Genomic DNA, 26,757 nt, shown 5'->3' on the forward strand with positions numbered 1-26,757 from the left:
TAAAGTTTCACTTTATGAACTTTCAATTTTCAAGTATAAATTCCCGTCTTTCCCAAAAACTAACACGAGTAAATGATGTAGGTAAGGGGTGAGAAAATGTTTCTTTCGTCTAAAAAGAATACAAAAACAAACTGTTCCATTCCAGAATTTATCCAAACTATGAAAGGGTCTAGTGATTTCGTTTCTTATAACATCGTAGAAGATGGGACGTTATGTTTGTTTTATTATAAATCTACAGCCGAATCACTCCTCATTAATCGATTCATTTTAACACCTATAAAAAGAGAATTAGATCACATTAAAAATATAAGTGATATAGCAAATATCGTCACACTCGAGGAGATTATCACCGCCCCTTCTATTGATGATATTCGTGAAAAATTATTAAGTGGGTATGTACTTGTTCAGCTAAAAAATGATTCTCAAATCGCAGAATATGCACTTATTCGTGCTGAAAGTTCAGTTTTAGGTACACGGTTATATAACGATACAGAAAATGAATATAGTGTCATCGGTCCAAAAGTTGGATTTGTTGAAAATATTGATACAAATATACACTTACTTCGCCGGAATATTGTAACGGAGCAATTAGTTTTCAAACAAGTTGTAGTTGGCTCTATATCAAAAACAAAAGTCGTAGTTGCTTACATCGAAGGCATTACGAATGAACAGCACGTTAATACTGCAATGCAGCGCCTACAAGACATTGACTTTGATGTTCCTTTCGATGCGACTATGATTGAACAGTTTATTAGTGATAACAGTAACTCTCCCTTCCCTGTTTTACTCCCTACAGAGCGTTTAGATCGCTCCGTTTATGCATTATTGAATGGAGGAGTTGTCATTTTAACAGACGGTTCACCATATGCATTAGCTGGACCAGCGACATTACTCGATTTCTTCGTCTCTCCAGAAGATTATTATTTACCATGGATAGCAGGCTCATTTCTTCGAATGGTTCGCTTTTTCGGAGCAGCATTCTCGCTATTTTCATCAGCTATTTATACAGCTGTATTAACGTATCACTATCAAATGATTCCTGCGGATTTACTAGGTCCGATTATTTTTTCAAGAGCTAATGTACCCTTTCCGCCCATTTTAGAAGCACTTTTTTTAGAAATCACAATCGAATTGCTCCGTGAAGCTGGAGCACGATTACCTACAAAAGTTGGACAAACAATCGGCATCGTTGGTGGGATTGTAATTGGCCAAGCATCTGTTCAGGCTGCTTTAACGAGTACCATTTTATTAATTGCAGTTGCTTTATCAGCACTCGCTTCTTTTACAACACCAACTGTAAAAATGTCTTCTACTATCCGGATACTACGATTTCCACTTATTCTTTTAGCTGGTGCATTTGGGGGCTTAGGTCTCATTGTAGGATTCGTATTCATATTAGCTCATTTAATTCGTTTAAAATCACTTGGATCGCCTTATTTATTACCTTTATATCCATTTCGCGGTTTAGGGACAGCGGAAGGCTTTCTACGCTTACCATTTAGCCAAACTGCACAGCGTGCTTCTGTTCTAAGACCAAAAAAGAAATGGCGCTATAATCCAAACAAAGCGAAAGAAAAACATGATGGTGAGGAGAAATGAAAAATATTTTATTATGCTTTTCCATTATCATTTTAATTTTCCAATCAGGCTGTACACAACCAAATATAGTAGACACACAGCGAATTATTCATGTAGGTGGATTTGATATAACGAAAGATAAAAAATTTCGCGGGACAATTCTCTATCCAGATTATACAAAGGGCGTACAATCTAAACCAGAAACTCAGTCAACTACTGCAAGTACACTTGAAACAATCTCTTCACAGCTAAACGCCAAATCGCCACATACGATCGCTGTAGGTCAAATGCGTGTTGTCTTATTTGGAAAAGCATTTGGTGAACGCGGGCTTGGTAATGTTATTAACAACTTACAACGTGACCCTAACATTGGCCGAGACGTACAGCTAGCACTTGTAGACGGATCAACAGAAGAACTTCTCAAGCATGTTAAAACAAATGGATCGCTCTATCTTGCTGATTTACTTGAGCAAAATATAGAAACTGAAACAATTCCTCGGACCGCTTTAAATATTTTTTTGTATAACTTTTACTCATCAGGAGGCGATCCCTTTCTTCCCTATATTGAAGTTGACGAAGACAAATCAGCTTCTATTAAAGGCATCGCTTTTTTAAAAAAAGATAAAGTGGCTATGTATACAGATAAAAAAGGCTCTTTTTTATTAAAATTACTCATTAATCCAACTAAAAATGGACGTTACGAAGTTCCGATACGTCAAGGTAAACATAAAGGATTAATCGCTACTCAAAACTTATCTGGAAAAAGTGTCTGTGACGTTTCTCAAAACGGTAGTCTTCCAAAAGTTCACATCCACTTAAAACTAAATGGACTCATAAAAAACACTCCTGATTGGCTTGATTTATCTAAAAAGGAGAATATAACTTACGTAAAAAAACATGTAGAAAAAACAATTGAAAAACATTTAAACGAATTAATAAAACAATTCCAAGAAAAAGATATTGATCCAGTAGGTATACGTGAAGAAATTCGTAGTCACTCGAGAAAATGGAGTATGAAACAAATTCAAGAAATGTACCCTAGCGTAGACGTTGCGGTTAATGTGCAAGTTAATATCGTACAATCTGGTATCGGAGAATAGTGAGGTGTTACAATGGCTGAGCAAAATAAAACAATGACTGTTTCCCCTTATTTCACATTTCTTTTATTACACTCTCTTCAAATTGGAGTAGGCGTGTTAGGATACCAACGAGTTATTGCACAATATGCTGGTTATGATGCTTGGATTTCCCTTATTGTTGCGGGTGTCTTAACTCATATCGTACTGTTTTGTATGTTAAAAATGTTAGAAAAAGACAATGATTTGATGACCATTCATACGACATGTTTCGGAAAATGGATTGGAACCTTTTTCTCTATGTGCTTTGCCACATATCTTCTCTTATTTTGCCTTACTGTGCTTCGTACATATATTGAAGTCATTCAAGTTTGGATTTTTCCTACAATTAAGCCATGGAAATTAACATTATTATTTTTACTCGTGACGTATTACGTAATAAAAGGCGGCTTCCGCTCTGTAACAGGAATGTGTTTTTGGGGCGTCATAATACCGATTTTCGTACTATTCTTCTTAGTTTTCCCTATGAAATACGCACATGTCCGTAATATTTTACCTATTTTCACCCATTCACCTGCAGACATTCTATATTCAGCGAAAGCATCTGCATTAGAGTTTCTTGGATTTGAAGCAATCCTTATCTTTTACCCACTTATTAAAAAGGGAAAATCACTACATAAATGGGCACATGGCGGGATTGCTTTCACAACTATTTTATATGTAGTACTAGCAATCGTTTCCCTTATGTACTATAGTCAGGGCCAACTGCATCATACAATTTGGCCTACTTTAACAATGCTAAAAATTATTAAAGTCCCATTCATTCAGCGATTTGAATACATTATTATTTTCTTATGGTTTCTTATTATTTTACCTAATCTTTGTTTAACGATTTGGTCCGCTTGTCGTATTAGTAAATACTCTTTTCACATACCATTTAACATTACATTGCCATTGTTTATCGCGACTATATTTGTTTCATCTTTGTTTTTCACAAACAGGGAAAGCATCAATACATTAAATACCGTACTTTCTCAGGCCGGCTTATATATTGTATACGCTTATATTCCAATCTTATTTCTATTCCATTCACTACGATGGCGCTTCAAAAATCAGTCAAAAAAATCTTCACCCGACACACCATGATATTTGATACAATTTGATTAATACATTTGTAAAGGGGACAAGCGAATGAAAAAGTATGTATTTTCTTTACTTGTAGTACTGAGCTTAATTCTTACTGGATGCGGGAGTACTGGTACAAATGAAAAAAAATCTTCTGAATCAAAAGAAGAGCATGACCATGCATCACATACTCAGCAAGCTGACATTCAAGAAAAGACAAAAGGGGTCGACACACTTCCGGCCTTCCTAGACAAGCTCGATCCACAAATGAAAGACATCTACACTGTCGCTGGACAAAATGCTGAACTACTGGATTGGATTCCTTGTTACTGCGGTTGTGGTGAAAGTGTAGGACATAAAAATAATAAAAATTGCTTTATTCGTGAAATCAAAAAGAATGGTGAAGTTGTTTGGGATTCCCATGCAACAACTTGTGTAAATTGCTTAGAAATCGCAGTTGAATCTGCTTCGATGAAACAAAAAGGAAAATCAACGCTTGAAATTCGTAATTATATTGATAATAAATACAAAGAAGGATATGGGAAACCAACACCTACGCCAATGCCAAAAGCTTAAAAAACGAGGAGACTCCTCGTTTTTTTCTTTTCATTCACTTTTTTTCTTAACAAATTCTTTCAAGTGTATTTCTCCTCGCTTGTCACACACTATATATAACTCCTCAGTAAGGAGGGTACACAGTGCAAACATATAACGACTATGACAAAGCTCTCTATTACACGTATTGCTGTAATTGGGATAAACTACTCGTTTTAATGGTTCAAACGAATGATCAACTATTTTCTAAGCGTATTGAACACTTTTTACACGCTTATCAATACAGCAAAGAATTACCAGAAGTTGACAAACAATTGCAGCTCCTATTTCAATATATTGACCATGCATCCCAGAAGTCACATGTAGAAGAAGTAGTAGAGCAAATTCAAATGTAAAATATAGCGCTATTCTCTCTTAGAGAATGGCGCTTTTTTGAACATTTTTATATCAATAAAAGTTTCCTTTTACAAAACTTTTATTGATAAACATATTTTCTCTTTCTTTTCTGTACTACTTCATACTATAATTTAGTATGTAACTATTATAAGTGAGGTATAAAATATGGGACGAGAAAAAAAGCAAGAGTATGCTTTATTTACTGCATGGGGAGCTTCTTTTATTGCTACGCTAGGTAGCCTATACTTTTCCGAAATCATGAAATTTGAGCCTTGTGTTCTTTGCTGGTATCAACGTATCTTTATGTATCCATTCGTTTTATGGCTCGGCATTGCTGTAGTAAAAAAAGATTATCGCATTGCAAGTTATTCCTTACCAATTGCAAGTATTGGTGCTTGTATTTCTTTATATCATTATGCAATTCAAAAACTTTCAGCACTATCAGCTGCAGGAGCAGCTTGCGGACGCGTACCTTGTACGGGAGAATACATAAACTGGTTCGGCTTTGTGACAATCCCGTTTTTAGCTCTTATCGGCTTTATCACAATCGCTATTTGTAGCTTTATTGTAATTAAAAACAAATAAGGAGATGAAAGAATGAAAAAAATGCTTATATTTGGCGGTATTATTATCGCCTTGTTTGCAGCAATTTTCGCTGTAACACAAATGGAAGAAAAAAATGCTTCAACAAGCCAAAAAATTGATAATGCTACTAGTCAATCAGATGGTCCTGACTACTACACAAACAAAATTTCTCTTTCAGATCTCCAAAAGAATTTAAAAGAGAAAAAAGAACAAACAGTATACTTTTATCAAACATCTTGTGTTCATTGCCAAAAATTATCTCCTATTGTAGTACCGATGGCTAAAGACTTGAATGTTGATATGAAAGTTATGGATATTGAAAAATTAGATGCTCCTTGGGATGAATATAAAATTAAAGGAACTCCAACAATCATTCATTTTAAAGATGGTAAAGAAGTGAGCCGTATTAGCGGTGAACAACCGGAAGACAAATTAAAAGAATGGCTTGAGCAAACGAAGAAATAAAGAGAAAAGGAAACTCCTTCTATACATGAAATGGGCGTAAAATCCCACACTAATGTATGAGGAGGGGGTTTTATGCCAGAAGTGAAATGCTCCGTTTCCAATTGCTCATTTTGGGGACAAGGTAACTTTTGTCAAGCAAGTGCAATCGTTGTTCAACCTGATGCACAAGAAGCAGGTCAAATTGAAAACAGTTCGTATACAAGCGCTACGTTAACAAACGAGACGCTTGAAAGTTCTGTAACAACGAGTGTAGAAACGTGTTGTCATACATTTAAACCGAAATATTAAACGTAAAAGCATACGATTAGTCGTATGCTTTTTTACATTCCTCTCCAAACATCATGCATCATAAAAAAGTACAAAATAACGAGAAGGACCGTCCCGCATAAAGTAATGCGTCGATATACACTCTTCTCCCCTTCCCTCGCTTTAACAAATGCCCAAATAAATCCGACGAACAATATTAAATCAATATATGGAACATAAAAGGAGAAGACGAGTAACGCATATAAATACACGATAAATAAACAAGTCGTGATTAAGAAAATTTTAAATGCAAATTCACTTTTCATAATGTGACCGCCTCCCAATCTGTACTGTATTATATTCAGCAAAACATAATAGTTGCTGTTTCAATTTTTTCATCTCACTATTTGCAGGCACGCGATTGGTATGAAATCAATAAAAACAACTAAAATTCATCACAAATAAGCTACCGCCTATACACGGTAGCTATTATGGAACATTATATTTCCTTTTATATATGTTACTTAAAATCGAATAAGGTAATTGCTCATAACGAATTTTTTCTCCCGTTTCCTCTACAATATACAAATTGTTTCCTATATAATAGGTTCCATCTTTTCGTTTGGAATACACTTTGTATTTTTCATTTGGCAATACCGTTTTTACTTTCGTCAATTGTCCATTTGGTTCTTGCCAATATATATTTACACGATCTACTAACGTAAGCATTCCAATTTGTTCTTCTTCTACTTTACGACCATTCCAACTCACAACACGGTAACCAAGCTTATACGCTTCATATTCGGGATTCGTATGAAAACGAGAAATAATTACTTTCGTCTTTAATTGTACCCGGTCGTATAACCATTGTATGTCCCGATCGTGCATGCGAATACAACCATTCGACTCCCGACTTCCAATCGTCCATTCCCGATTTGTTCCATGAATCGCATATTCTTTTTTATCTAGACCTAACCACCTCGTACCGAGAGGGTTATTCGGAGCACCCCCAGCTATTTTTTTACGATGGTATTCTTTATTTTTATATTTAGTTATAATACAAAAATCCCCTTCAGGCGTCGGGGTGCTATCTCTTCCTGTCGTTATCGGAAATGTTCTAGTATAGTTTCCCTCTTCAAAAAAAGACAGCTGATTCGTCGTAAGGTTAACTAATATTAAATGATCTGTATTAGCAAAAACGCTAGCTGGCAGGCAGAAAAATAGGATTACAATAAACCATACTTTCTTCATCTAAATCCTCCCTAGCACAAACATCATAATAAAGTGAAACTTTATTCGGTGGGGGTTTTGTCCATCCCCCACTAAGTATTAGCCTTCACCAATCGGGCATTTACGGGCAGTTATCTCCCACCTAACTTCCTTGCATTCGCCGAAGTTTGAGGTAGGAGTCTTACTGCCTGCAAATAGCGGGCTAAATACAATTAGCTTTACTTTGCTCTTATAAATGAAAACTATCCATTCACAATTACTCCACCATTTACATGCATCATTTGCCCTGTCACATATGCCGAATCACTAGACGCCAAATATACATATGCAGGCGCTAATTCATACGGCTGACCAGGCCTTTGCATAGGAACATTGCTCCCAAACTGTGATACTTTTTTCTCATCAAAACTGGATGGAATAAGCGGTGTCCAAATTGGACCTGGTGCAACACCATTTACACGAATTCCTTTTTGTACTAGCGACTGAGATAGCGATCTTGTAAAAGCGACAATTGCTCCTTTCGTTGCAGAATAATCGATTAACGTTTCATTTCCTTCATACGCAACGATAGATGCCGTGTTTATAATTACATCCCCTTGCTTTAAATGAGAAAGTGCTGCTTTTGTAACATGAAAATAAGAAAAAATATTAATACGGAACGTTTTTTCTAACTGTTCTGCTGTAATATACTCTAGTCCTTGCTGCGGATATTGCTGTGCGACGTTATTCACAAGAACATTTAAACTCCCCAGCTGCCGGACGGTCTCTTCCACAATATCTTTACAATGTTTTTCATTACTTAAATCCCCCGGCAGTAATACACAATTCACGCCTTCTTTTTCAACAAGTTGTTTCGTCTCATTTGCATCTTCGTCCTCATCTAAATAAGCAATCGCAATATTTGCTCCCTCTTTTGCAAAAGCGATGGACACAGCTCGTCCAATCCCGCTATCTCCCCCTGTAATTAATACATTCTTTCCTTTTAACTTTTCGCTTCCTTTATAATTAGGATCTTCAAACTTTGGACGAGGATTCATTAACGATTCAATACCAGGCTGTTTATTTTGATGTTGCGCTGGCATCGTTAAAAAGTTTTTTTGCTGTGGCATAACTTCCTTCAACTCCTTTCCCCTTATAATGTACACAATATTAAAAACTACTTACACATTAAAAAACCGCAATTCACGCTCATTTTCACGGTTAATATTCGAATTTACGACATAAAATATGAATTGTTCTAAAGTTTTTATGCAAAACTATTGCAAAATAGTTAAAAAGCGAATATTATATATAACTGTTGTGAAAATTATTCGTAAAAAGAAAGGATGTTTATATGTTTAACCTTTCAAAACATAAAACTTCTATTAAAACTGAAATTATGGCAGGTATTATTACCTTTTTAACAATGGCATATATCATTGTCGTAAACCCTGTCATCCTTGGGGATGCAGGCGTTCCATTTGAACAAGCATTTACAGCGACAATCATTGCAGCTGTTGTCGGAACATTATTTATGGCAATCTTTACAAACTTACCAATCGCAATTGCACCGGGTATGGGATTAAATGCTTACTTCTCTTATTCTGTTGTAAAAGCTCATGAAGGCATGACTTTCGCGATTGCATTCTCTGCTGTATTCGTAGCAGGTATGATTTTGATTTTGTTATCATTCACATCTTTCCGTACGAAATTAATGGAAGTAATTCCTGAAAACTTAAAACATGCACTGACTGCTGGTATCGGTCTTTTTATTGCTTTTATCGGTTTGCGCTTAACAGGAATTGTTACAAAAAATGATGCAAACTTAGTTGGGCTTGGCGATCTTCACTCTCCTCCAGTTCTACTAGCATTAGCTGGCCTTGGAATTACAATTATCCTTATGTCTTTAAATATAAACGGGGCACTATTTATCGGAATGTTATTAACTGGTATTATCGCTTACTTCACAGGTCAATTAACATTCTCAAACGGCGTTACATCAATCCCTGGATTACCAGAAGGAATTATCGTTTCAAATCCAATTACTGCTGTATCTGATGTAATTAACTACGGATTATACGGCGTTGTGTTCTCATTCTTCCTTGTTACACTATTTGATACAACCGGAACATTACTTGGTGTAGCACAACAAGGTGGATTTATGAAAGACGGAAAGCTTCCCAAAGCAGGACGAGCGCTTCTATCTGACTCATTCTCAGCAACAATTGGAGCTATGTTCGGAACAACACCATCAACAGCTTACATTGAATCATCTGCTGGTGTCGCAGCTGGTGGTCGTACTGGTTTAACAACTGTTACAGTAGCTGTTCTATTTGCATTAGCAGCATTCTTCGGACCGTTAGTGAGCGCTGTTTCTGGCGTTTCAGCTATTACAGCACCATCATTAATTATCGTTGGTAGTCTTATGATGGGTTCAGTTCGATATATCGATTGGGATACGTTCGATGAAGCATTCCCAGCATTTTTAGTAATCTTAAGCATGCCACTTACATCAAGTATCTCAACAGGTATCGCACTTGGATTTATTTCATATCCACTTATGAAAGTGGCAAAAGGACAATTCCGTGCTGTTCACCCGCTTGTGTATTTATTCGGAATCTTGTTCGCTTATCAATTAGTTTTCTTACCACATTAAAATCCCTCATAAAGAGGGATTTTTTCATAAATAAAAAAGCCCCCTCCAAATATAAAGGGAGCTCACAATTTCTAATACCTCTCATCTACCTGTAATTCTTTACTACACTTTTGAATGAAAACCGATGAAATAACCATCATCATTCCTACACTAAACCCAATAAGCTGATCTAGTAGCATTTCATCATAAATCAACCAGCGCAGCAGAAATGCACCGCCAAAAATAAGCATTGCAGTAAATCCAGTATGTCTAAGCCCTTTATATACATTTTCCATATGTATCACCTCTCCACATACTTTTATCCATATTATACCATGTTACTTATTGTATATTTCCATCAAGCAAACTTATTGTCCTCTCACAATATTCAGCTACCTTTTGATCGTGTGTTACAACTAGTACCGTTTTTCCTTGTTTATTAATTTCTTTTAAAATGCTCATAATTTTGTCCCCGTTTTCTTGATCGAGAGCACCAGTCGGTTCATCAGCAAGTATAATTTTTGTATCTTGTGCTAAAGCCCTTGCTATTGCTGTTCTTTGCTGTTCTCCACCTGATAACTCGTAAGGATATTTGTTAATATGCCTCTCAAGCCCTACCATTTCCAGCATTTCTTTTGATATTTGTATACGTTTCTTATGAGAAATTCTTCTATATATAAGTGGAAGCATTACATTTTCAATAACTGTATAATCATCTAGTAGCGAAAAGTTCTGAAACACAAATCCAACTTCCTTATTTCTATACTTATGATAGTTTGACTTTAATGTACTCGTATCCATGCCATCTAAAAAATACTTTCCAGTAGAGGGGCTATCAATTAAGCCAATAATGTTAAGTAAGGTTGATTTCCCTGAACCAGATGGTCCCATAATGGCTATCATTTCGCCTTTTTCTATTGTAAGATTAATATCTTTTAAAGCACTAAAATTACTCTTTCCGTATCCCTTAGCCACATTTACGAGCTGAATCATCTATAACACCTCTTTCATATATGTATTTTTTATTTTTAGTACATTGAAGTAAATGATTGCATATATAATGAGGATCATTACAATTGATAGAGCACCTATAACAATCAATGATTCTATAGAGACTTGTAACGTTCCAAAGAAAGATACTGTACTATTTTCTAGCCCTTTCTGAATTTCAATTACTCCGCTATTCTCCCATTGAAAATACATAATTCCTATACATATAGATAAAATGAATAACAACATATACTCAATAACAAACGTAAGACATAGTTGAAAAGTACTTGCTCCTAATGCTGATTTAATAGAAATATTTTTACGCTCCATATAAAGCGCTGCCATTGATGTTAATAAAATAGATATAAATGAAAAAAATAAAACTGTACCGCTTAATAATAAGGGGTATGACATATTATCAATGCCTTGCTTTTCATTTTCTAACAATTTATTCGGATTTGTAATATAATACGAATACCCCTTGCCTTCTGTTACCTTTAATACTTTCTTTTGAAATTCATTTATATCCACTTTTCCATTTGTTTCTATAATCAGCCCATTGTATAAAAGTTCTACACTATAAAATTCTATTTCTTCTGTTCCAATTGGTAAAATAGCCATGTCATCTAATAATGTAATACGATTATCCGATATTTCACCGCTTCGAGGATATGTAAATGGTGAATTTTTTTCTAAAAAACCGATTACTTTTAGCTTCATTTTTCCAGATGGTATGACATCACCAATAGATACCTTTTCTTTATAATTAGCACCTAATATCACAGGTCTAATATCAAATACTGATTTATGAAATTCCGATTCCTCAAAATATCTTCCTTGTGAAAGTCGTATATGAAAGTATTTATTAATATCTTTATCAATAATAAGAGTCTTTATCGTTCCATTTTCTTTTTTTAAGCTAAGTGAATAGTTACGGAACAAATAATTTGTTGTATTTGTTATTGATATCGTATTAGATAACGCTTGAATGAAATGTTGATAATCACTTTTCGCTTTTTCTTCGCTAAACAACGTTATATCTTGCGTCGCATAAAGTTCATAGAAATTTTTATGAGTCGATAAATTATTTGCTACTGTCATCATTTTTCGATATCCCGAAAGATTACTAATAAATTCTATTGCTGAAGAAAATGCAATAATTAAAGAAATTACTATAATCAAACTTGGTAACAACCGTTTTTTCACAGACCGTATAGAATCAAATATAAAAAACATGACGACCTCCTACGTTCTTAAATGTTTTCCGGGATATATATTTATAATGTGCTTGATTGGAATTATAGTAACAAACATTGTAAGAAAAATTATAAAAACAACATTACATATCAATACATATAGTGTTAATGGTTTTAATAAGTATGTCTGAAAATACGTATGAATTGTTCCAGAAAATATTTCTAACGTAAGAAAAACCAACAACATCGCTGCTAGAGAAATAAACAAAATTTGAATATATAGTTCGCAGTAAATAGACATATTAGAAGCACCTACTGCTTTTTTTAATGCAATCTCTCTTTCTTTTTTATAAATCCAAAATAAAACCGCAGAAATGCCAGAAGCAATTGCAACAAGAATGAATTTATAATAATACTTATTTGCTGGATCTATATATGTTACATTTAGTTCCTGAAGATCTCTTTCATTCAGTATTTGAACCTCACCCGAAATTACTTCTTTGCTCTTATTCATAAAAGTTTTTATTTCGTTATGGATAGATGATGTAGGGTTAACAACTGTTAATTGTAATTGTTTACTCGCGATAATACCTTTTTTAGATATAGTAGGTAAGTTTTGAAGTGGAACGTATATGCCTGCTACGCCGACGTCACTGTCTTTTCTCGATATAGTTCCTATTTTTTTATATGTATCATCAAATTCATATAATTCCTCTACATTCGTTTGATCACCAACAACCATATCATTTACATTTTCACGATGAAAATATTGCCCTTCAGAAATATATGGCGTCCAATAATACTCATCTTTTAAGTTCACAGCTATGATCTTTGTTGCCCCTGAACTATTTAATGCTTTTAAATGCTCTACGTAAATATCACTTTTCACAAAAGTATCTTGTATGAAAGGAATTATCGCTTCCAATTCAGTTGCATTCGCTATCGGAACAGTTAAAATTTGATTTTTTTCTGGGAAACCGATTTGAAAAGCAGATATAAAATTTCGTTTAGACTCTGTTAAAAGCGCGGCAACTGATATAGAAAGAAAAGAAATAAAAAATGCCATAAGAAGAATTACTGAAAATAGTTTGTTGCTTTTTATATTTTTAAAAGCTAAATACATGTCTCTGCTCCTTTTAGATAAGAAGGAGACGATGAACATCCCCTTCTCCTTATCCAAATATTTATAAAGACAACTATTTAATATTTTTTATTACTGTAATCGTAAGTTCCTATTACTATTAAAGGTACCTTTGTAATCGTAAGTTTCCATTACTATCAAAATTACCTTTGCGAATCTGTTCTTGATAGTCATTATCCTCATTAGCATAATGCTCAGAGTATAGTCCTTTTGCACCAAAGGCGTTATATGCACCATTACTCACAGTAGCATTTAATGCTCTTCCAGATTCATGGGAGCCTAATTTATCCGAAGCGCTTTCAATATATGAATTATTTCCATTTGAATTAATAAAAGAAATTGCTACTGAACAGCGAGATGCATTTTGATTCGTAGTCGTTTGAGCTCTGTAAGATAGTAGATTACCGCTTTTGTGACCACTTAAAGTTGGATAGAATGCACTTGTTGAGATTGATGTTGCTAATAATACTAAAGTCGTAATTGAAAAAACCTTTCCTTTCATTAACAATCACCTCATAAATTAAATAGTTTAGTAGCGCTACATCGTCATAATACCCTTCAAGCCAATTTTTCTCAATAATAAACCCATATGTTTTACAAACTCTTTAAACACTTAAACATTAATACATTTTTAAAAAGTAACGTATAAGTAGCAATACAAAAAAGGCTGCAGAGAACTCCTTCTCCACAGCCTAATTATTATTTTTGCAAAAACGACTGTAAATCTGCAAACTGTCTCTTTGCATCTTCATAGCCTTGCTCATATAAACTTTGTAGTTTTGCCGAATCTTTTTCCATACGATCTACTTGAAGCGGCACTTCCGGGCGAATAACAAATAAATTACCCGCTTGCTCTTCTTTTTCAATGTAGTGAAGTGTTTCATTATACACTTCATAACGAGTTAGCATCGTATTAACAAGGTTTGGATACTTTTTATAAGCCTTCGCTGCAACCCAGCCAAATTTTGATTTTTTCTTTGCGTAACCATGATTTCTCGTCAAAATAACGACTGATTTTTCAAATCCATCTTCCTGTGCTTTACGAACTGGAATCGGATCAGAAATCCCGCCATCTAACAACTGCTTACCTCGGTAATTTACTACTGGTGCAATGAAAGGTAATGAACTAGATGCTTGTAATAAATTTAGCGCATCATCATTCGTTCCCTCTTTTTCAAAATAAACAGACTGTCCTGTTTCACAATCCGTTGTTCCTACAAGGAAACGCTCAGGACTATTAAAGTATGTTTCAAAGTCAAATGGCACATGCTTTTCTGGAATTTCATGAAAAATGAAATCCATATCAAATAGTTGACGTTTTTTCCACAAGTTTTTATACGATAAATATTGTGGATGTGATGCATAATCAATATTTACTGTTTTATTTCTATTTCTTTGTCTGGAAAGATACGACGCTGCATGACAAGCACCAGCTGATACACCGATTACATATGGAAAATATAAATCTTGTTCCATAAAATATTCTAGTATCCCGCCCGTATATACACCACGCATACCGCCGCCTTCTAATACTAATCCCGTATTTTCAAGCATGTTACTCTCTCCTCTATATATATTGACTCTTTAATTATTCACTATGTTAAGTATCTTTTTCTATTATATATGAGTTCTTTCAGAAATTATATTCAAAAGGCTTGAGAAGAAGGTATTTTTTCTTCCAATTATATTTCCAAATGATCGGAGACATCCTTTATAAACCTTTGAATAAAATCTTGCTCTTCTTTCGTATATCCATCTAAAAGTAACAGCCACTTTTCTTCCGCTTGTTTATGCAACTTTTCATGGGCTTTATATATTTCATTTCCTATTTCCGTTAAGCGGAAAAAAATTTCTTTTTGATTATCTAACATTTGCATCTTCTCAACGAATTGCTTTTGAAACAACTTTGTACAAATTTTAGAGATTGCGCCCTTCGTCATTCCCATTTCTGTCGTAATTGCCGTTACATTCATCAGACCATTTTTCCCGATACACTCGATCACATGTAACTCAGATAAAGACATACCACTTACACCTGTCTCACGAAGAAACTTCTCATTTTGTCCTTTCAAATGTTCTTCTTTTTTATGCAAAAGTGTACGAATGTCCGAAAGTATTTCCATTTGTTTCGTTGCATAATCCAATCCGTTCGCCCCCTAAATTTCCAAAGAAACAATTTAACTATATACCATTTTAAAATCATTTTTTCATATTTACAAGTGAGAAAAACATGTTAAAATAAATTTAGTTTCCCAGGAAACTAAATCACAAGGAGGTTAACATGATGAAAAAATCCAAACTAAATTTCATTTTATATGTTGTCTGTATTAGTGCCTTACTCGGTTCCTTCGCTCAAAATATTTACACACCTATCTTGCCTATGATTCAAGGTTCTTTTCACACTTCTCTTTACCTTATAAATTTAACCGTTTCACTTTTCACATTCGTTCTTGCGATTATGCAACTTATTTACGGACCTTTAATTGATATAAGAGGGAGAAAATCTATTTTGATTCCTAGTTTAATTATTAGTACAATCGGCTCAATTGGTTGTGCCTTTTCATCAAACATTTATTTATTTCTATTCTTTAGAGCCATTCAAGCTGTAGGAATTGCAGCTATACCCATCGTTGCCGCAACAATTATCGGTGATTTGTTTGAGGGAAAAGAACGAGGTGAAGCGATGAGTCTATATCAAATGTTGCTTGCTCTCGCACCCGCAATTGGCCCTCTCATTGGTGGTTATCTCGGCAGTATAAATGGCCACTTATCTGTCTTTCTCTTTTTATCTACAATTGGCATCATCTTATTAATCATAAACATTTCACTACTCCCGGAAACAAAGCCAAATGTAATTAAGCAAGCTAAAGCACAAAAGAATTACTGGCTTATCTTAAAAAATACAACTGGATTTTCTATTACTCTTATTGGCTTCATTCAATTTTGTATTTACTTTTGCTTCCTCGTTTTTTTACCGAGTATTTTAACAAATTCATTTCACCTAACTGCAAGTGAAATTGGTCTTCTGTTTGTACCGATGTCCCTTTCTATTATGTTAGGAAGTTATTGCTACAAGTTTTTGCAAAAACGCCTCACAACAAAGCAAGCTTTATTCCTTACTAGTTTCTTCAATATTATATGTGTCACTTTATTCTCTTTCACATATAGCATCAACATCCCATTCATCATTATCGTTACATCTTTATACGGTTTTAGTATGGGACTTTCTATGCCAACGCACACTACTTTATTAACGGAAGAATTCGTACAAGAACGCGCAACAGCTATCGGTATGTACAACTTCATTCGCTATCTCGGTATGGGCACAGGGCCACTTGTAGGTGGATTTCTTTTATTTAATCAAAATTACTTTTGGATTTTCTTCCTGGGAGCAATTATGTTTCTACTTGTAATCTTATATGCGATGAAAACGCTACGCTTCCCTACTACCCAAAAAGCAAAATAGAGCCCCCAAAAGGTCGGCTCTATTTTAAGCTCTTTGATCAGCAACAATATGAATATCAATATACTTCGTTTGTCTCATAATTTCATTTACAATAGAGCCTTTTCGTATTTCTTCCCACCGTGTTCTCGCCGATTGTCCGAGTAAAACTTGTGTCACCTGTAGTCTTTTCGCAACTTCAATAATAACATCAGCTGGCTTTCTTCCTTTCGCTTCTTCTAATACAAAGCTCGCATCAAATTGATTCGTTAGCGATTTCCACTCTTCAATTGTTTGCTTTTTCCCCACTGAAAGGGAATCTATATTTTCCCTTTCTACGTTTAAGACATACAATTCAGCGTTTAACCGATCAGCCATGCGCCATCCCCGTCTTATCAATTTTTCCGCTGTCGAACTATATTGCACACAAACGAGAATTTTTTCCTTTACACCAATCGGTTCTATAACGGTTTGACTAATTTTCTCATCCATATCATCTGCAACTTCGCGAAGCGATAATTCTCTGAGTGCTCCTAAATTATTAAGCGTAAAGAAATTTTGTAAGCTTTGCTCTATTTTTTCTTCCTTATATATCTTTCCATCTATTAATCTCTTCCTTAATACCTCAGGTGTTGCATCAACGAGTTGAATTTCATTTGCTTTTTGCAAAATAAAATCTGGAATACGCTCTCTTACTTTTACATTCGTAATTTGAGCTACAATGTCATGAACACTCTCTAAATGTTGAATATTAAATGCTGATAATACCGATATGCCAGCCTCTAGCAATTCTTGAACATCCATATAACGTTTCTTATTTTTGGATCCAGGAATGTTACTATGCGCAAGTTCATCCACTACAACTACTTGCGGTGCACGCTTTATAATTCCTTCCACATCAAGCTCATAAAATCCCTTTCCTTTATAATCTATTTCTTTTAAAGGGACTTTTTCTAAATCAGCAATCGCTTCTTCTGTCTCTTCCCTCCCATGTGTTTCAATTAAACCAATTACAATATCAATACCATCCTTTTTCATTTCTCTAGCATCATAGAGCATCTTATAACTTTTCCCTACTCCTGGTGCAGCCCCTACGTATAGCTTTAACTTCCCGCGATTTTGCTGACGAATATATTCTAAATACTCTTCTGGCGTTCGCCTTTGAAACGTCGGTTTATAGTCATCCGCATACAAAATACTCACACCCTTTCTTTCGAAACAACACTACCTCAATCCTTTAGATTGAGGTAGCGTTGTTTCTATTTCATTAGTTTCTGTAATTCTAAATTTAACTTTAAGACGTTCACTCGATCTTCTCCAAATAAACCGAGTGCAGCGCCTTCCGTTTGATCCTTAATCAATTGATCAAGCTTTTCTTTCGGAATATTCGTTAATTTCGAGATGCGATCTACCTGTACGGAAGCCGCCTTCGGACTAATGTCAGGATCAAGCCCTGAACCTGAATTCGTCACTAAATCTATCGGTACTTCTGTAACTGGAACAGTTGGATTTTTTTCCTTCCAATCTGTAATACTTTTCTCTACTCGTTTCTCTAAATCTGGATTAGACGGTGCATAGTTATTTGAACCAGATGCTTCTGCTTTATATTCTATACTAGAGACACGTCCATGAAAATAACGTGGGTCTGTGAAATTCTGACCGATTAATTTCGAACCAATTACTTCATCTTTATCATTATATATAAGACTTCCATCCGCATTATCCTTCATTACCGCTTGCGCAATACCAGTTACAATAAGCGGGTATACAAGTCCACACAAGACTAAGAACGTAAAAGTAATACGAATAATTGGTGAAAGTATACTTTGTTTTTTCGCCATCTTTTTTCCCCTCTTCCTTATATGAACACGCCGACAATCATATCAATTACTTTAATTCCAATGAACGGAACGATAACTCCGCCAAGCCCGTAAATGAGTAAGTTTCGGCTAAGCAATGCATTCGAACTCATCGGTTTATATGCAATACCTTTCATCGCTAGCGGAATTAGTAATGGAATAATAACCGCATTAAATATTAATGCTGATAAGATTGCTGAAAGTGGTGATGTTAATTTCATAATGTTTAATGCTTCCATTTGCGGAATCGCAAGTGTAAACATTGCTGGAATGATTGCAAAATATTTTGCAATATCATTCGCAATACTAAACGTCGTTAACGCACCACGTGTCATTAACAATTGCTTACCGATTCCTACAACCTCAATAATTTTCGTTGGGTTCGAATCTAAATCGATCATATTGGCCGCTTCTTTCGCAGCTGTGGTACCACTATTCATCGCCAATCCAACATCAGCTTGCGCTAACGCCGGGGCATCATTTGTACCATCACCTGTCATTGCTACAAGTTTCCCTTTATCTTGCTCTGCTTTAATAACCGCAATTTTATCTTCTGGTTTACACTCAGCAACGAATTCATCTACCCCTGCTTCTTTCGCAATTGTTGCTGCTGTTAATGGGTTATCACCTGTACACATAACCGTTTTAATTCCCATTTGGCGCAATTGTTCAAAACGTTCACGCATACCAGGTTTTACTGTATCCTTTAAATAAATCAAACCGTAAATACGATCATCTACTGCAACTACAAGCGGTGTCCCGCCCTCTTTTGAAATTAAATCTGCTTTTTGATTCACATCTTTCGGAATTGTTCCACCTTGCGATTGAACCCATTCAATAACGGCACCGACAGCACCTTTTCTCACTTTCGTTCCGTCCTGTAAATCAACACCACTCATTCTCGTTTCTGCTTTAAATAGAACAAATTCACCTTGTTCTGCAAGTTCTCTATTATATGATATAGATTTCGTTTGTACATATTCTATAACTGATCGACCTTCTGGCGTTTCGTCTAAAACTGAGCTAATTGCAGCCCATTTTCCTACTTGCTCAATCGTTTCATTTCCTACAGGTAGCAGTGTATGTGCCATCCGGTTCCCGAAAGTAATCGTACCTGTTTTATCTAAAATAATTGTATTAATATCACCCGCAGCTTCTACTGCTTTCCCTGACATTGCTAGCACATTAAATTTCGTCACACGGTCCATCCCAGCAATACCAATCGCTGATAATAACCCACCAATTGTCGTTGGAATTAAACAAACTAACAACGCTACAAGTACAGCTGTATCAATTTGAAACCCTAAATAATTTGTGAAAATCGGCAACGTCACAACAACGATTAAGAAAATAAGAGTTAAACTCGTTAATACTGTATTTAAAGCAATCTCATTCGGCGTTTTTTGGCGAGCAGCTCCTTCTACTAAAGAAATCATTTTATCAATAAATGATTCACCAGGATTGCTCGTAATTACAATTGTAATCTCATCACTTACGACCATCGTCCCGCCTGTTACTGAACAAAAATCACCGCCCGCCTCTTTTATTACAGGAGCTGATTCTCCTGTAATTGCAGATTCATCTACAGACGCTAATCCTTTAATTACTTCACCATCATTCGGAATCATTTCTCCTTGTTTTACAATAACAACGTCACCTTTTCTCAGATCAGTTGCTGAAACTTGAACAATATCTCCATTTTCTTTTACAACATTTGCAAACACATCTTTCTTCGATTGTTTTAAAGAATCTGCTTGTGCTTTACCACGACCTTCAGCTAACGCTTCTGCAAAGTTAGCAAATAAAACTGTAAATAATAGAATGAGAGAAACTGTTATATTAAACCATCCTGGTACACTATTAGAACTACTTGGAAGAAAGGATAAACTGAACGTAATTATAAAGCCAATTTCCACAATGAACATAATCGGATTCTTTATCATTACTTTCGGATTCAATTTCGCAAAGGATTGTTTCATCGCATGCGTCACGATATCACGATCCAACGTTTTCGCTTGTCTAACCTCATCTTCTACAGCATGTATTTGTAACTGATTTATTTGTTTTTCTTTTACCACTACCGGTCTCATCATTTACCCTCCATTACTTCAATGTAAGAAATTCTGCAATTGGGCCGAGTACTAACATCGGGAAGAATGTTAACGCACCAACAATTATAATCGTTCCGATAAAGATCCCTCCAAATAAACCATTATCTGTACGGAACGTTCCGACTGTTTCTGGCACTACCGTCTTCTCTTTCAATGAAGCTGCCACAGCTAACATTGTAATTAAGCTGAAATAGCGCCCTAAAAACATAACTAAACCAGTTGTAATATTCCAAAACGGTGTATTATCTGCTAATCCTTCAAATCCTGATCCATTATTCGCAGCTGACGATGTATACTCATATACAACTTGCGTTAAACCGTGGAAACCTGAATGAGAAATTGCATCCGTCCCTAAATTTGTTGAAAGAGCTAATGCTGAAAACCCTAAAATAAGTAATGGATGAAATAATATCGTTACCGCAATTAATTTCATTTCCTTACCTTCAATTTTCTTACCTAAAAACTCTGGTGTCCGTCCAACCATTAACCCAGATATAAAGACTGCAATAATTGCATACATGATAATGTTGACAAAGCCTGCTCCAACACCGCCGTATACTGTATTTAACATCATATTTACGAGTGGTACTAAACCGCCAATCGGTGTTAATGTATCATGCATCGTATTAACGGCCCCTGTTTCAGCAGCTGTCGTTACTGTTGCGTATAGCGAAGAAAATACTGTTCCAAATCGTACTTCTTTTCCTTCTGTACTTCCTTGTACATGTTCGATACCCATTCCATTTAACGCTGGATTCCCATTTAATTCCGCTGTAGTAATCGTTATAAACCCTAGTAAAAACACCATAAATAGTGAAACGAAAAGGATACGTCCTTGTTTTTTATTTCCTACCATTCGTCCGTACGTAAATGGTAGTGCTGTTGGCAATAACATCATAAGCATCATTTGCAAAATATTACTCATTTGTCCTGGATTTTCGAAAGGATGTGTAGAGTTTGCCCCGAAAAATCCACCGCCGTTATTTCCAAGTTCCTTAATAGAAACGAATGATGCAACTGGACCACGCAAAATACTTTGCTTCGCACCATCAATTGTTTGTGCTGTAACCGCTCCATCTAACGTTTGTGGTACACCAAGTGCGACAAAAACTAGCGCCGCAATAAATGCGATAGGAAGAAAAACTCTCGTTAATGCTCTCGTAAAATCAATGAAAAAGTTACCGAGTTCTTTTCCAGCGAGTCCTCTAATAAAAGCCATAACGAGCGCTAACGTCGTTGCTGGTGCCGCAAACATTAAAAATGTAATCCCGATTAATTGTGATAAATAAGATAAACCATTTTCACCGCTATAATGCTGTAAGTTTGTATCAGCCATAAAACTAATCGCTGTATTAAAAGCGAGCGTAGGCTCCATCCCTTCAATATGTGCTGGATTTAGCGGCAGCACACCTTGTAATCTGAAAATGAAATATACGACAACAATCATGAATCCATTGAGTAAAACTAATGATAATGCGTACTGTTTCCACGTTTGATTGTATGCTTTTACACCCGTAATTTTAAAAATAAGTTTTTCAAAAGGCCCGAATACTTTATCTAGCGTTTTGCTACCTTGAAAGGCTTTCTCTAAATAAATCCCCGTTGGCTTTGCTACTAAAATAAACAAGAGCATGGTAATAACGACTGCAACCCAAATCATAATGAATGATTCCCCCTAATTAAAACTTTTCTGGATTTAATAATGCGTACACTAAGTACACCGTAATCGCTGCAACAATAACCGATAAGGCAATCATCATGATTGCTTCCCCTCTTTCACAACTTTATCTGACCAACTTGCAAGACTTGCCATCGATGCGACTAACACAACAAAAATCCCGATCATTACAACATCTAACATAACTACCCCTCACTTTTTGTTAAAATTTACCATCCGATTATCAAAAAAAGAACACTAAGCTCTACTTAGTGTTCGAAACGAACAACACAAAGTAAACCTCCTCTCTAAACGCTTACGAGGTTAGCTGTCGGATTCGGGCCTAAAGAGTAGCCCTACTTTCAAAATTGAAAGATTCACCCCAAGTGACGATGCACAAAATTGGTTCCCCCGCTCCATTTCTGGAACTCAGCGATTTTAGGTTTTTTTTGGAAATTTCATAAATGATTTATGAGAGTAAATATACTCCTCTATATTTAACTTGTAAAGAGGCAAATTACTGAAAATAAGAAAATATTCCATCATTTAAACGTTTACATTACGTGTTATTAATATTCTTTCATCTGTTTTCTTGTCTTTTCTTTCTTTTTCATAAAAATGATCCTTTAAATATGAAATAAAAAGAGCGAATTACATGAAGTGCATAGCTTGTTGCACTCAGTATTCGCTCTTTTTTCATTCAACCTTTATTCTCCTCGTAAAAATGCACGTAAATTTCTTCCCCGAATATAAACTTGCGACAGTTCTGCATGTAGCTGCTCATATTCGATAATATCCGTTTTTAAATATAAAGCATCTTTCGATGGCAATATTATATATGGCCTTGGAAAAATAGGATCGAGCACTACCAATTCTTGAACTCTCTCTACCGATGCCGCCCAACGATTCGCTATATCTCCTAGTAACAACACCTTCATCTTCATTTCCCCCACCCTATTCAAAAAATAAAAAAGAAATATTATCACAGTTCGTAAACACTACAAATTTAGCTCCAATTGTTTCATAGAGCCTGGCTGGATAGCGTTTATTCTTTGTAACAACAGTAATAGGCGCTTGAAAAGAGAAACGAATGCGTTCTGTGAAAAAGCTAACTATCGGAAGCTCATCTCCTAATAAAATTACTTTCTTAATCCGCTCGCAAATACTAGTAAAATCCTGCTCCTTATTACAGCTATAAGTCGAATCAAATCCACAATTCCTAACTTCAGCTGCTATCTCTTCATTTGCTGTAAAAATAATTAACTCATGCTGAAATGCTACTAGCTCTCTTAAACCCTTTATCTTATTTTCTTCTCCAACACAAATAAGCGTTAATTCCATGTACCTCATCCTCCTTAGCATAAAAGAACTCAAACATAGATTGATATTCTCCTATACTAATCAGACCGACGAAGTGATATATCCATCATGGCACCGCCCTCTCTCAAGACGCTTACGAAGTTAGCTGTCGGATTCGGACTTTGAGAGTAGCCCTACTTTCAAAATTGAAAGATTCACCCCTAGTGACAACGCACAAATTGGTTCCTCCGCTCCATAAATTTGGACTCAGCATATTACAAAAATGTATTCTGGCTGATATATTACTCCTGTGTTTGGAAAAAGTAAACAGAAAAAAGCCAGTTGTAAAACTGGCTTTTCCATTCTTTATGCTTATGCTTTATTCAATTTGTACGCAAAATGATTCGTCGGCCCATGACCACTACCAATATTCAATGGCTCTTCAATCGCTATACTAATAAATCGTTTTGCTTCTTGAACTGCCTCTTCAATCGAGTACCCTTTCGCAATTCCTGCTGTAACTGCAGATGCAAATGTACAGCCGCTTCCGTGTGTTTGCTTCGAAGGAATTCGTTCACTTCTAAATTCAATAAACTCCTCTCCATCAAAGAGTAAATCAATTACTTCATTACCTTGATATTCTGCATGTCCGCCCTTCATAAGCACATATTTAGCACCTAATTCGTGCAATACTTTCGCAGCTTCTTTACTATCTTCTATATTTTGAATCTCCATCCCAGTTAACACTTCTGCTTCCGGAACATTCGGTGTTACAACAGTTGCTAGTGGCAATAAATATTCTTTTAATGCTTGTACTGCTTCTTGTTGTAATAATGATGCACCGCCTTTTGCAATCATAACAGGATCTAGTACAATATTATTCCAGCCAAATTTCTTAATATGTTCTGCAACGATTTGAATAATTTCACTACTAAATAGCATCCCTAGTTTCACCGCATCTGGTGTTAAATCCGTACCAATTGAATTCAGCTGTTCCGTAATTCCTTCTAAAGAAACAGGATATACCCCTTGAACGCCAAGCGTATTTTGAGCAGTAATTGCTGTAATAGCCGTCATTCCATACACACCAAGCTCTTGGAATGTTTTTAAATCTGCTTGAATTCCAGCGCCGCCTCCGCTATCAGATCCTGCAATCGTTAAAGCTTTATTCACTTTCATCCCACTCATCCTTTTCTATCCAAAATAGCGATGATAAATTGTTTTCGCTTCACTTATATCTTTCGTTCCATGCACAAGTACACGACCATCTTTGAAAGCAACTAATCTCTTTTCTTCAACAGAAAATGATAATAAATATGGATTTACATTCAAATCATTCACGCGATTATTCAGCAATTCTTTATATTGCTCAAAATTCATTTCTTCTTTATGAGGTGGTCTAATTTGAACTGTATTTCTCCCGCATAACACTGCTGTTTTTGAAGTGTTTTCTTTATTTAAATACGGATATAATGCTTGCTCACCACATGATAGACAATTATGTTTACGAAGCTTTTGCACATTCATACATGAATACTCATTTTTCCATACATCAAATGATACAAGCCCCTCTCGAAGCGATTCATAATCTTCTACTAACAGTTTAAGTGTTTCCGTTACTTGATGAGAAACGACAAGAGATACAGCAGGTGATATAATCCCCGCTGTATCACATGTCGCTCCGCCAAGCGGAATCGATTGTAATAAACAAGATAAACATGGCGTTTTGCCTGGAATAATAGTATAAGAAAGACCGTAACTTCCTACACATGCCCCGTAAACCCATGGAATAGAATATTTTTGCGATATATCATTCACAATGAAACGCGTTTCGAAATTATCAGTCGCATCAATAATTACATCAACATTTGTAACGAGTTCTTCTAACTCTTCAGCCGTTACATCTTGAACGAGAGCTTCTACTCTTACTTCACTATTAATCTCTTCTAGACGTTTTTTTGCCGCCACAGCCTTCGGAAGGTTATTCTCTACATCACTCTCTGCATACAATTGCTGTCTTTGTAAATTACTCCAATCCACATAATCGCGGTCAACAATTGTCACCTTACCAACGCCAGCTCTTACAAACATCTCTGCATTTGCACTACCTAATGCACCTGCACCGATAATAAGTACATGCTTTTCTCTTATCTTTTGTTGTCCTTCTCCCCCAATTGGAGAAAATAGTTCTTGGCGAGAATATCGATTATTCAACTACGCTCATTCCTTCTAAAGGACTACTTGCCGTTGCACAACGTTTACGTGCAATACGGCCTGCTTCAAAGCCTATCCGCCCTGCCTCAATACCTAATTTCATTGCGTATGCCATTTTAATAGGATCTTTTGCCCCCGACACAGCCGTATTTAATAAAACACCATCTGCTCCTAATTCCATCGCAAATGCCGCATCAGCTGGGCTACCAATACCAGCATCCACGATAACTGGTACTGTCGCTTGTTCAATAATGAAACTTAAATTTAATGGATTTACAATACCAAGTCCTGAACCAATCGGTGATGCACCTGGCATAATGGCATGCACGCCAAGTTCTTGTAATTTACGCGCTAATACAACATCATCAGATGTGTACGGTAGAACGATAAATCCTTCTTCAAGTAACATTTCAGATGCTTTTAACGTTTCTACCGGATCAGGTAATAACGTTCTATCATCACCAATAACTTCTACTTTTATCATGTCACAAAGTCCAGAAGCTTTTGCTAATTTCGCAATTCGAACAGCTTCTTCAGCATTTTTTGCTCCTGCTGTATTTGGTAATAACGTATATTTTTTCACATCAAGTTTCTCTAATAAATTAGGTTGCTTCGCATCAAATATATCCATGCGACGTACTGCGAACGTTAAAATTTCAGCCTCAGAAACGTCAATTGCTTTTTGCTGTACATCAAAATCAGAGAATTTCCCTGTTCCTAATAAAAGTCTAGAATGAAATGAAAATGGTCCAATGTTTAACATAATCAACCGCCTCCTACGAAAGTTACAATCTCAATTTGGTCTCCATCAAAAACTGATGTATCTTTATGATCATCTTTTTGTAAAATATCTTTATTACGCTCTACTACAACAATTCTGTTATCTAATTCTAAATGTGTAAGTAGCTCAGCTACTGTTTCCACACTCACTGGTACTTCAATTTGATTACCATTAATTTTCAAATTCAAACTTCCATC

The 26,757-nt window shown here is 35.6% G+C and carries 32 protein-coding genes and 2 riboswitches; of the genes, 10 read left to right on the forward strand and 22 right to left on the reverse strand.

Annotated elements, in window-relative coordinates; all coding sequences use genetic code 11:
* Nucleotides 1-96 precede the first annotated feature (96 nt).
* The 8 genes from V7038_RS12870 (at nucleotide 97) to V7038_RS12905 (ending at nucleotide 6,068) form a co-directional block, all read left to right on the forward strand.
* Nucleotides 97-1,599, forward strand: a complete 1,503-nt coding sequence (locus V7038_RS12870; RefSeq protein ID WP_335470450.1) for a spore germination protein — start codon at nucleotides 97-99, stop codon at nucleotides 1,597-1,599.
* Nucleotides 1,596-2,678, forward strand: a complete 1,083-nt coding sequence (locus tag V7038_RS12875; protein ID WP_335470452.1) for a Ger(x)C family spore germination protein — start codon at nucleotides 1,596-1,598, stop codon at nucleotides 2,676-2,678. The genes V7038_RS12870 and V7038_RS12875 overlap by 4 nt, the downstream gene beginning before the upstream one ends.
* A gap of 12 nt (nucleotides 2,679-2,690) precedes the next feature.
* Complete coding sequence (locus V7038_RS12880; RefSeq protein ID WP_335470454.1) at nucleotides 2,691-3,800, forward strand: GerAB/ArcD/ProY family transporter; 1,110 nt, start codon at nucleotides 2,691-2,693, stop codon at nucleotides 3,798-3,800.
* 45 nt (nucleotides 3,801-3,845) lie between these two features.
* The gene (locus tag V7038_RS12885) at nucleotides 3,846-4,355 is read left to right on the forward strand and encodes a PCYCGC motif-containing (lipo)protein (RefSeq protein WP_002186740.1); all 510 of its coding nucleotides are present in this window, start codon (nucleotides 3,846-3,848) and stop codon (nucleotides 4,353-4,355) included.
* A 122-nt stretch (nucleotides 4,356-4,477) separates the two neighbouring features.
* Nucleotides 4,478-4,729, forward strand: a complete 252-nt coding sequence (locus V7038_RS12890) for a YhdB family protein (RefSeq protein ID WP_002150460.1) — start codon at nucleotides 4,478-4,480, stop codon at nucleotides 4,727-4,729.
* 166 nt (nucleotides 4,730-4,895) lie between these two features.
* Nucleotides 4,896-5,315: a disulfide formation protein C gene (locus V7038_RS12895; RefSeq protein WP_002159213.1), complete on the forward strand. Its 420-nt coding sequence runs from the start codon at nucleotides 4,896-4,898 to the stop codon at nucleotides 5,313-5,315.
* Between the two features lie 12 nt (nucleotides 5,316-5,327).
* Complete coding sequence (locus V7038_RS12900; RefSeq protein WP_002203373.1) at nucleotides 5,328-5,780, forward strand: thioredoxin family protein; 453 nt, start codon at nucleotides 5,328-5,330, stop codon at nucleotides 5,778-5,780.
* A gap of 72 nt (nucleotides 5,781-5,852) precedes the next feature.
* Complete coding sequence (locus V7038_RS12905; protein WP_002010693.1) at nucleotides 5,853-6,068, forward strand: DUF1540 domain-containing protein; 216 nt, start codon at nucleotides 5,853-5,855, stop codon at nucleotides 6,066-6,068.
* A gap of 32 nt (nucleotides 6,069-6,100) precedes the next feature.
* Here the strand turns inward: V7038_RS12905 and V7038_RS12910 are convergent, their stop codons facing one another.
* From V7038_RS12910 to V7038_RS12920, 3 genes are all read right to left on the reverse strand, one after another.
* Entirely contained in the window at nucleotides 6,101-6,352 is a 252-nt protein-coding gene (locus tag V7038_RS12910; protein WP_002029881.1) for a hypothetical protein, read from the reverse strand.
* Between the two features lie 163 nt (nucleotides 6,353-6,515).
* Complete coding sequence (locus V7038_RS12915) at nucleotides 6,516-7,277, reverse strand: L,D-transpeptidase (RefSeq protein WP_002203374.1); 762 nt, start codon at nucleotides 7,275-7,277, stop codon at nucleotides 6,516-6,518.
* Between the two features lie 221 nt (nucleotides 7,278-7,498).
* Nucleotides 7,499-8,365, reverse strand: a complete 867-nt coding sequence (locus tag V7038_RS12920) for an SDR family oxidoreductase (protein WP_335470457.1) — start codon at nucleotides 8,363-8,365, stop codon at nucleotides 7,499-7,501.
* 224 nt (nucleotides 8,366-8,589) lie between these two features.
* On the opposite strand from V7038_RS12920, the gene V7038_RS12925 reads away from it, so the two are divergent.
* On the forward strand, nucleotides 8,590-9,891 hold the full coding sequence (locus V7038_RS12925) for an NCS2 family permease (RefSeq protein WP_002201709.1): 1,302 nt from the start codon (nucleotides 8,590-8,592) through the stop codon (nucleotides 9,889-9,891).
* A gap of 71 nt (nucleotides 9,892-9,962) precedes the next feature.
* On the opposite strand, the gene V7038_RS12930 is transcribed toward V7038_RS12925, so the two are convergent.
* From V7038_RS12930 to V7038_RS12960, 7 genes are all read right to left on the reverse strand, one after another.
* Nucleotides 9,963-10,175, reverse strand: a complete 213-nt coding sequence (locus V7038_RS12930) for a hypothetical protein (protein WP_140392351.1) — start codon at nucleotides 10,173-10,175, stop codon at nucleotides 9,963-9,965.
* 37 nt (nucleotides 10,176-10,212) lie between these two features.
* A complete protein-coding gene (locus V7038_RS12935; RefSeq protein WP_335470460.1) occupies nucleotides 10,213-10,863 on the reverse strand; it encodes an ABC transporter ATP-binding protein in 651 nt (216 codons plus the stop codon).
* Nucleotides 10,864-12,096 carry an ABC transporter permease gene (locus V7038_RS12940; RefSeq protein ID WP_002203378.1) on the reverse strand — a complete coding sequence of 411 codons (1,233 nt, stop codon included), beginning with the start codon at nucleotides 12,094-12,096 and terminating at the stop codon, nucleotides 10,864-10,866.
* A gap of 9 nt (nucleotides 12,097-12,105) precedes the next feature.
* The gene (locus tag V7038_RS12945; RefSeq protein ID WP_016103769.1) at nucleotides 12,106-13,179 is read right to left on the reverse strand and encodes an ABC transporter permease; all 1,074 of its coding nucleotides are present in this window, start codon (nucleotides 13,177-13,179) and stop codon (nucleotides 12,106-12,108) included.
* A gap of 118 nt (nucleotides 13,180-13,297) precedes the next feature.
* Nucleotides 13,298-13,699 carry a hypothetical protein gene (locus V7038_RS12950; protein ID WP_199661530.1) on the reverse strand — a complete coding sequence of 134 codons (402 nt, stop codon included), beginning with the start codon at nucleotides 13,697-13,699 and terminating at the stop codon, nucleotides 13,298-13,300.
* A 197-nt stretch (nucleotides 13,700-13,896) separates the two neighbouring features.
* Nucleotides 13,897-14,751 (reverse strand): patatin-like phospholipase family protein, encoded by an 855-nt coding sequence (locus V7038_RS12955; protein WP_002201715.1) that lies wholly within the window; start codon nucleotides 14,749-14,751, stop codon nucleotides 13,897-13,899.
* Between the two features lie 128 nt (nucleotides 14,752-14,879).
* Nucleotides 14,880-15,341 (reverse strand): MarR family transcriptional regulator, encoded by a 462-nt coding sequence (locus tag V7038_RS12960; RefSeq protein ID WP_002203381.1) that lies wholly within the window; start codon nucleotides 15,339-15,341, stop codon nucleotides 14,880-14,882.
* A 140-nt stretch (nucleotides 15,342-15,481) separates the two neighbouring features.
* Here V7038_RS12960 and V7038_RS12965 point away from each other — a divergent pair, with 140 nt between their 5' ends.
* Entirely contained in the window at nucleotides 15,482-16,663 is a 1,182-nt protein-coding gene (locus V7038_RS12965; protein WP_033714452.1) for an MFS transporter, read from the forward strand.
* Nucleotides 16,664-16,687: 24 nt separating this feature from the next.
* Here V7038_RS12965 and kdpDN read toward each other — a convergent pair whose 3' ends face one another.
* The 12 genes from kdpDN to thiS all read right to left on the reverse strand — a co-directional run bounded on the left by kdpDN (nucleotide 16,688) and on the right by thiS (nucleotide 26,748).
* The gene (gene kdpDN / locus V7038_RS12970) at nucleotides 16,688-17,842 is read right to left on the reverse strand and encodes a KdpD-like non-kinase potassium sensor (protein WP_087946008.1); all 1,155 of its coding nucleotides are present in this window, start codon (nucleotides 17,840-17,842) and stop codon (nucleotides 16,688-16,690) included.
* A gap of 56 nt (nucleotides 17,843-17,898) precedes the next feature.
* A complete protein-coding gene (gene kdpC, locus V7038_RS12975; RefSeq protein ID WP_002203384.1) occupies nucleotides 17,899-18,480 on the reverse strand; it encodes a K(+)-transporting ATPase subunit C in 582 nt (193 codons plus the stop codon).
* A 17-nt stretch (nucleotides 18,481-18,497) separates the two neighbouring features.
* Complete coding sequence (gene kdpB / locus V7038_RS12980) at nucleotides 18,498-20,588, reverse strand: potassium-transporting ATPase subunit KdpB (RefSeq protein ID WP_335470463.1); 2,091 nt, start codon at nucleotides 20,586-20,588, stop codon at nucleotides 18,498-18,500.
* 13 nt (nucleotides 20,589-20,601) lie between these two features.
* On the reverse strand, nucleotides 20,602-22,269 hold the full coding sequence (kdpA, locus tag V7038_RS12985) for a potassium-transporting ATPase subunit KdpA (protein WP_002203386.1): 1,668 nt from the start codon (nucleotides 22,267-22,269) through the stop codon (nucleotides 20,602-20,604).
* A gap of 19 nt (nucleotides 22,270-22,288) precedes the next feature.
* A complete protein-coding gene (gene kdpF, locus V7038_RS12990; RefSeq protein ID WP_000972378.1) occupies nucleotides 22,289-22,369 on the reverse strand; it encodes a K(+)-transporting ATPase subunit F in 81 nt (26 codons plus the stop codon).
* Nucleotides 22,366-22,470 (reverse strand): SipW-dependent-type signal peptide-containing protein, encoded by a 105-nt coding sequence (locus V7038_RS12995; RefSeq protein ID WP_000887889.1) that lies wholly within the window; start codon nucleotides 22,468-22,470, stop codon nucleotides 22,366-22,368. The genes kdpF and V7038_RS12995 overlap by 4 nt, the downstream gene beginning before the upstream one ends.
* Before the next feature lie 95 nt (nucleotides 22,471-22,565).
* Nucleotides 22,566-22,711, reverse strand: a riboswitch (cyclic di-AMP (ydaO/yuaA leader).
* A gap of 262 nt (nucleotides 22,712-22,973) precedes the next feature.
* A complete protein-coding gene (locus tag V7038_RS13000) occupies nucleotides 22,974-23,204 on the reverse strand; it encodes a hypothetical protein (protein ID WP_002203387.1) in 231 nt (76 codons plus the stop codon).
* A gap of 16 nt (nucleotides 23,205-23,220) precedes the next feature.
* A complete protein-coding gene (locus V7038_RS13005) occupies nucleotides 23,221-23,607 on the reverse strand; it encodes a hypothetical protein (RefSeq protein WP_002203388.1) in 387 nt (128 codons plus the stop codon).
* Nucleotides 23,608-23,700: 93 nt separating this feature from the next.
* Nucleotides 23,701-23,848: riboswitch (cyclic di-AMP (ydaO/yuaA leader) on the reverse strand.
* Between the two features lie 89 nt (nucleotides 23,849-23,937).
* Complete coding sequence (thiD, locus tag V7038_RS13010; protein ID WP_081338440.1) at nucleotides 23,938-24,753, reverse strand: bifunctional hydroxymethylpyrimidine kinase/phosphomethylpyrimidine kinase; 816 nt, start codon at nucleotides 24,751-24,753, stop codon at nucleotides 23,938-23,940.
* Between the two features lie 6 nt (nucleotides 24,754-24,759).
* Entirely contained in the window at nucleotides 24,760-25,779 is a 1,020-nt protein-coding gene (locus tag V7038_RS13015) for a thiazole biosynthesis adenylyltransferase ThiF (protein ID WP_070127931.1), read from the reverse strand.
* Nucleotides 25,772-26,542 carry a thiazole synthase gene (gene thiG / locus V7038_RS13020; protein WP_002201724.1) on the reverse strand — a complete coding sequence of 257 codons (771 nt, stop codon included), beginning with the start codon at nucleotides 26,540-26,542 and terminating at the stop codon, nucleotides 25,772-25,774. Before thiG ends, V7038_RS13015 begins: the two co-directional genes overlap by 8 nt.
* 2 nt (nucleotides 26,543-26,544) lie before the next feature.
* Nucleotides 26,545-26,748 (reverse strand): sulfur carrier protein ThiS, encoded by a 204-nt coding sequence (gene thiS, locus V7038_RS13025; RefSeq protein WP_002201725.1) that lies wholly within the window; start codon nucleotides 26,746-26,748, stop codon nucleotides 26,545-26,547.
* Nucleotides 26,749-26,757 lie beyond the last annotated feature (9 nt).

This window comes from Bacillus sp. JJ783 (assembly GCF_036963225.1).
In the GTDB taxonomy this organism is placed as follows: domain Bacteria; phylum Bacillota; class Bacilli; order Bacillales; family Bacillaceae_G; genus Bacillus_A; species Bacillus_A cereus_U.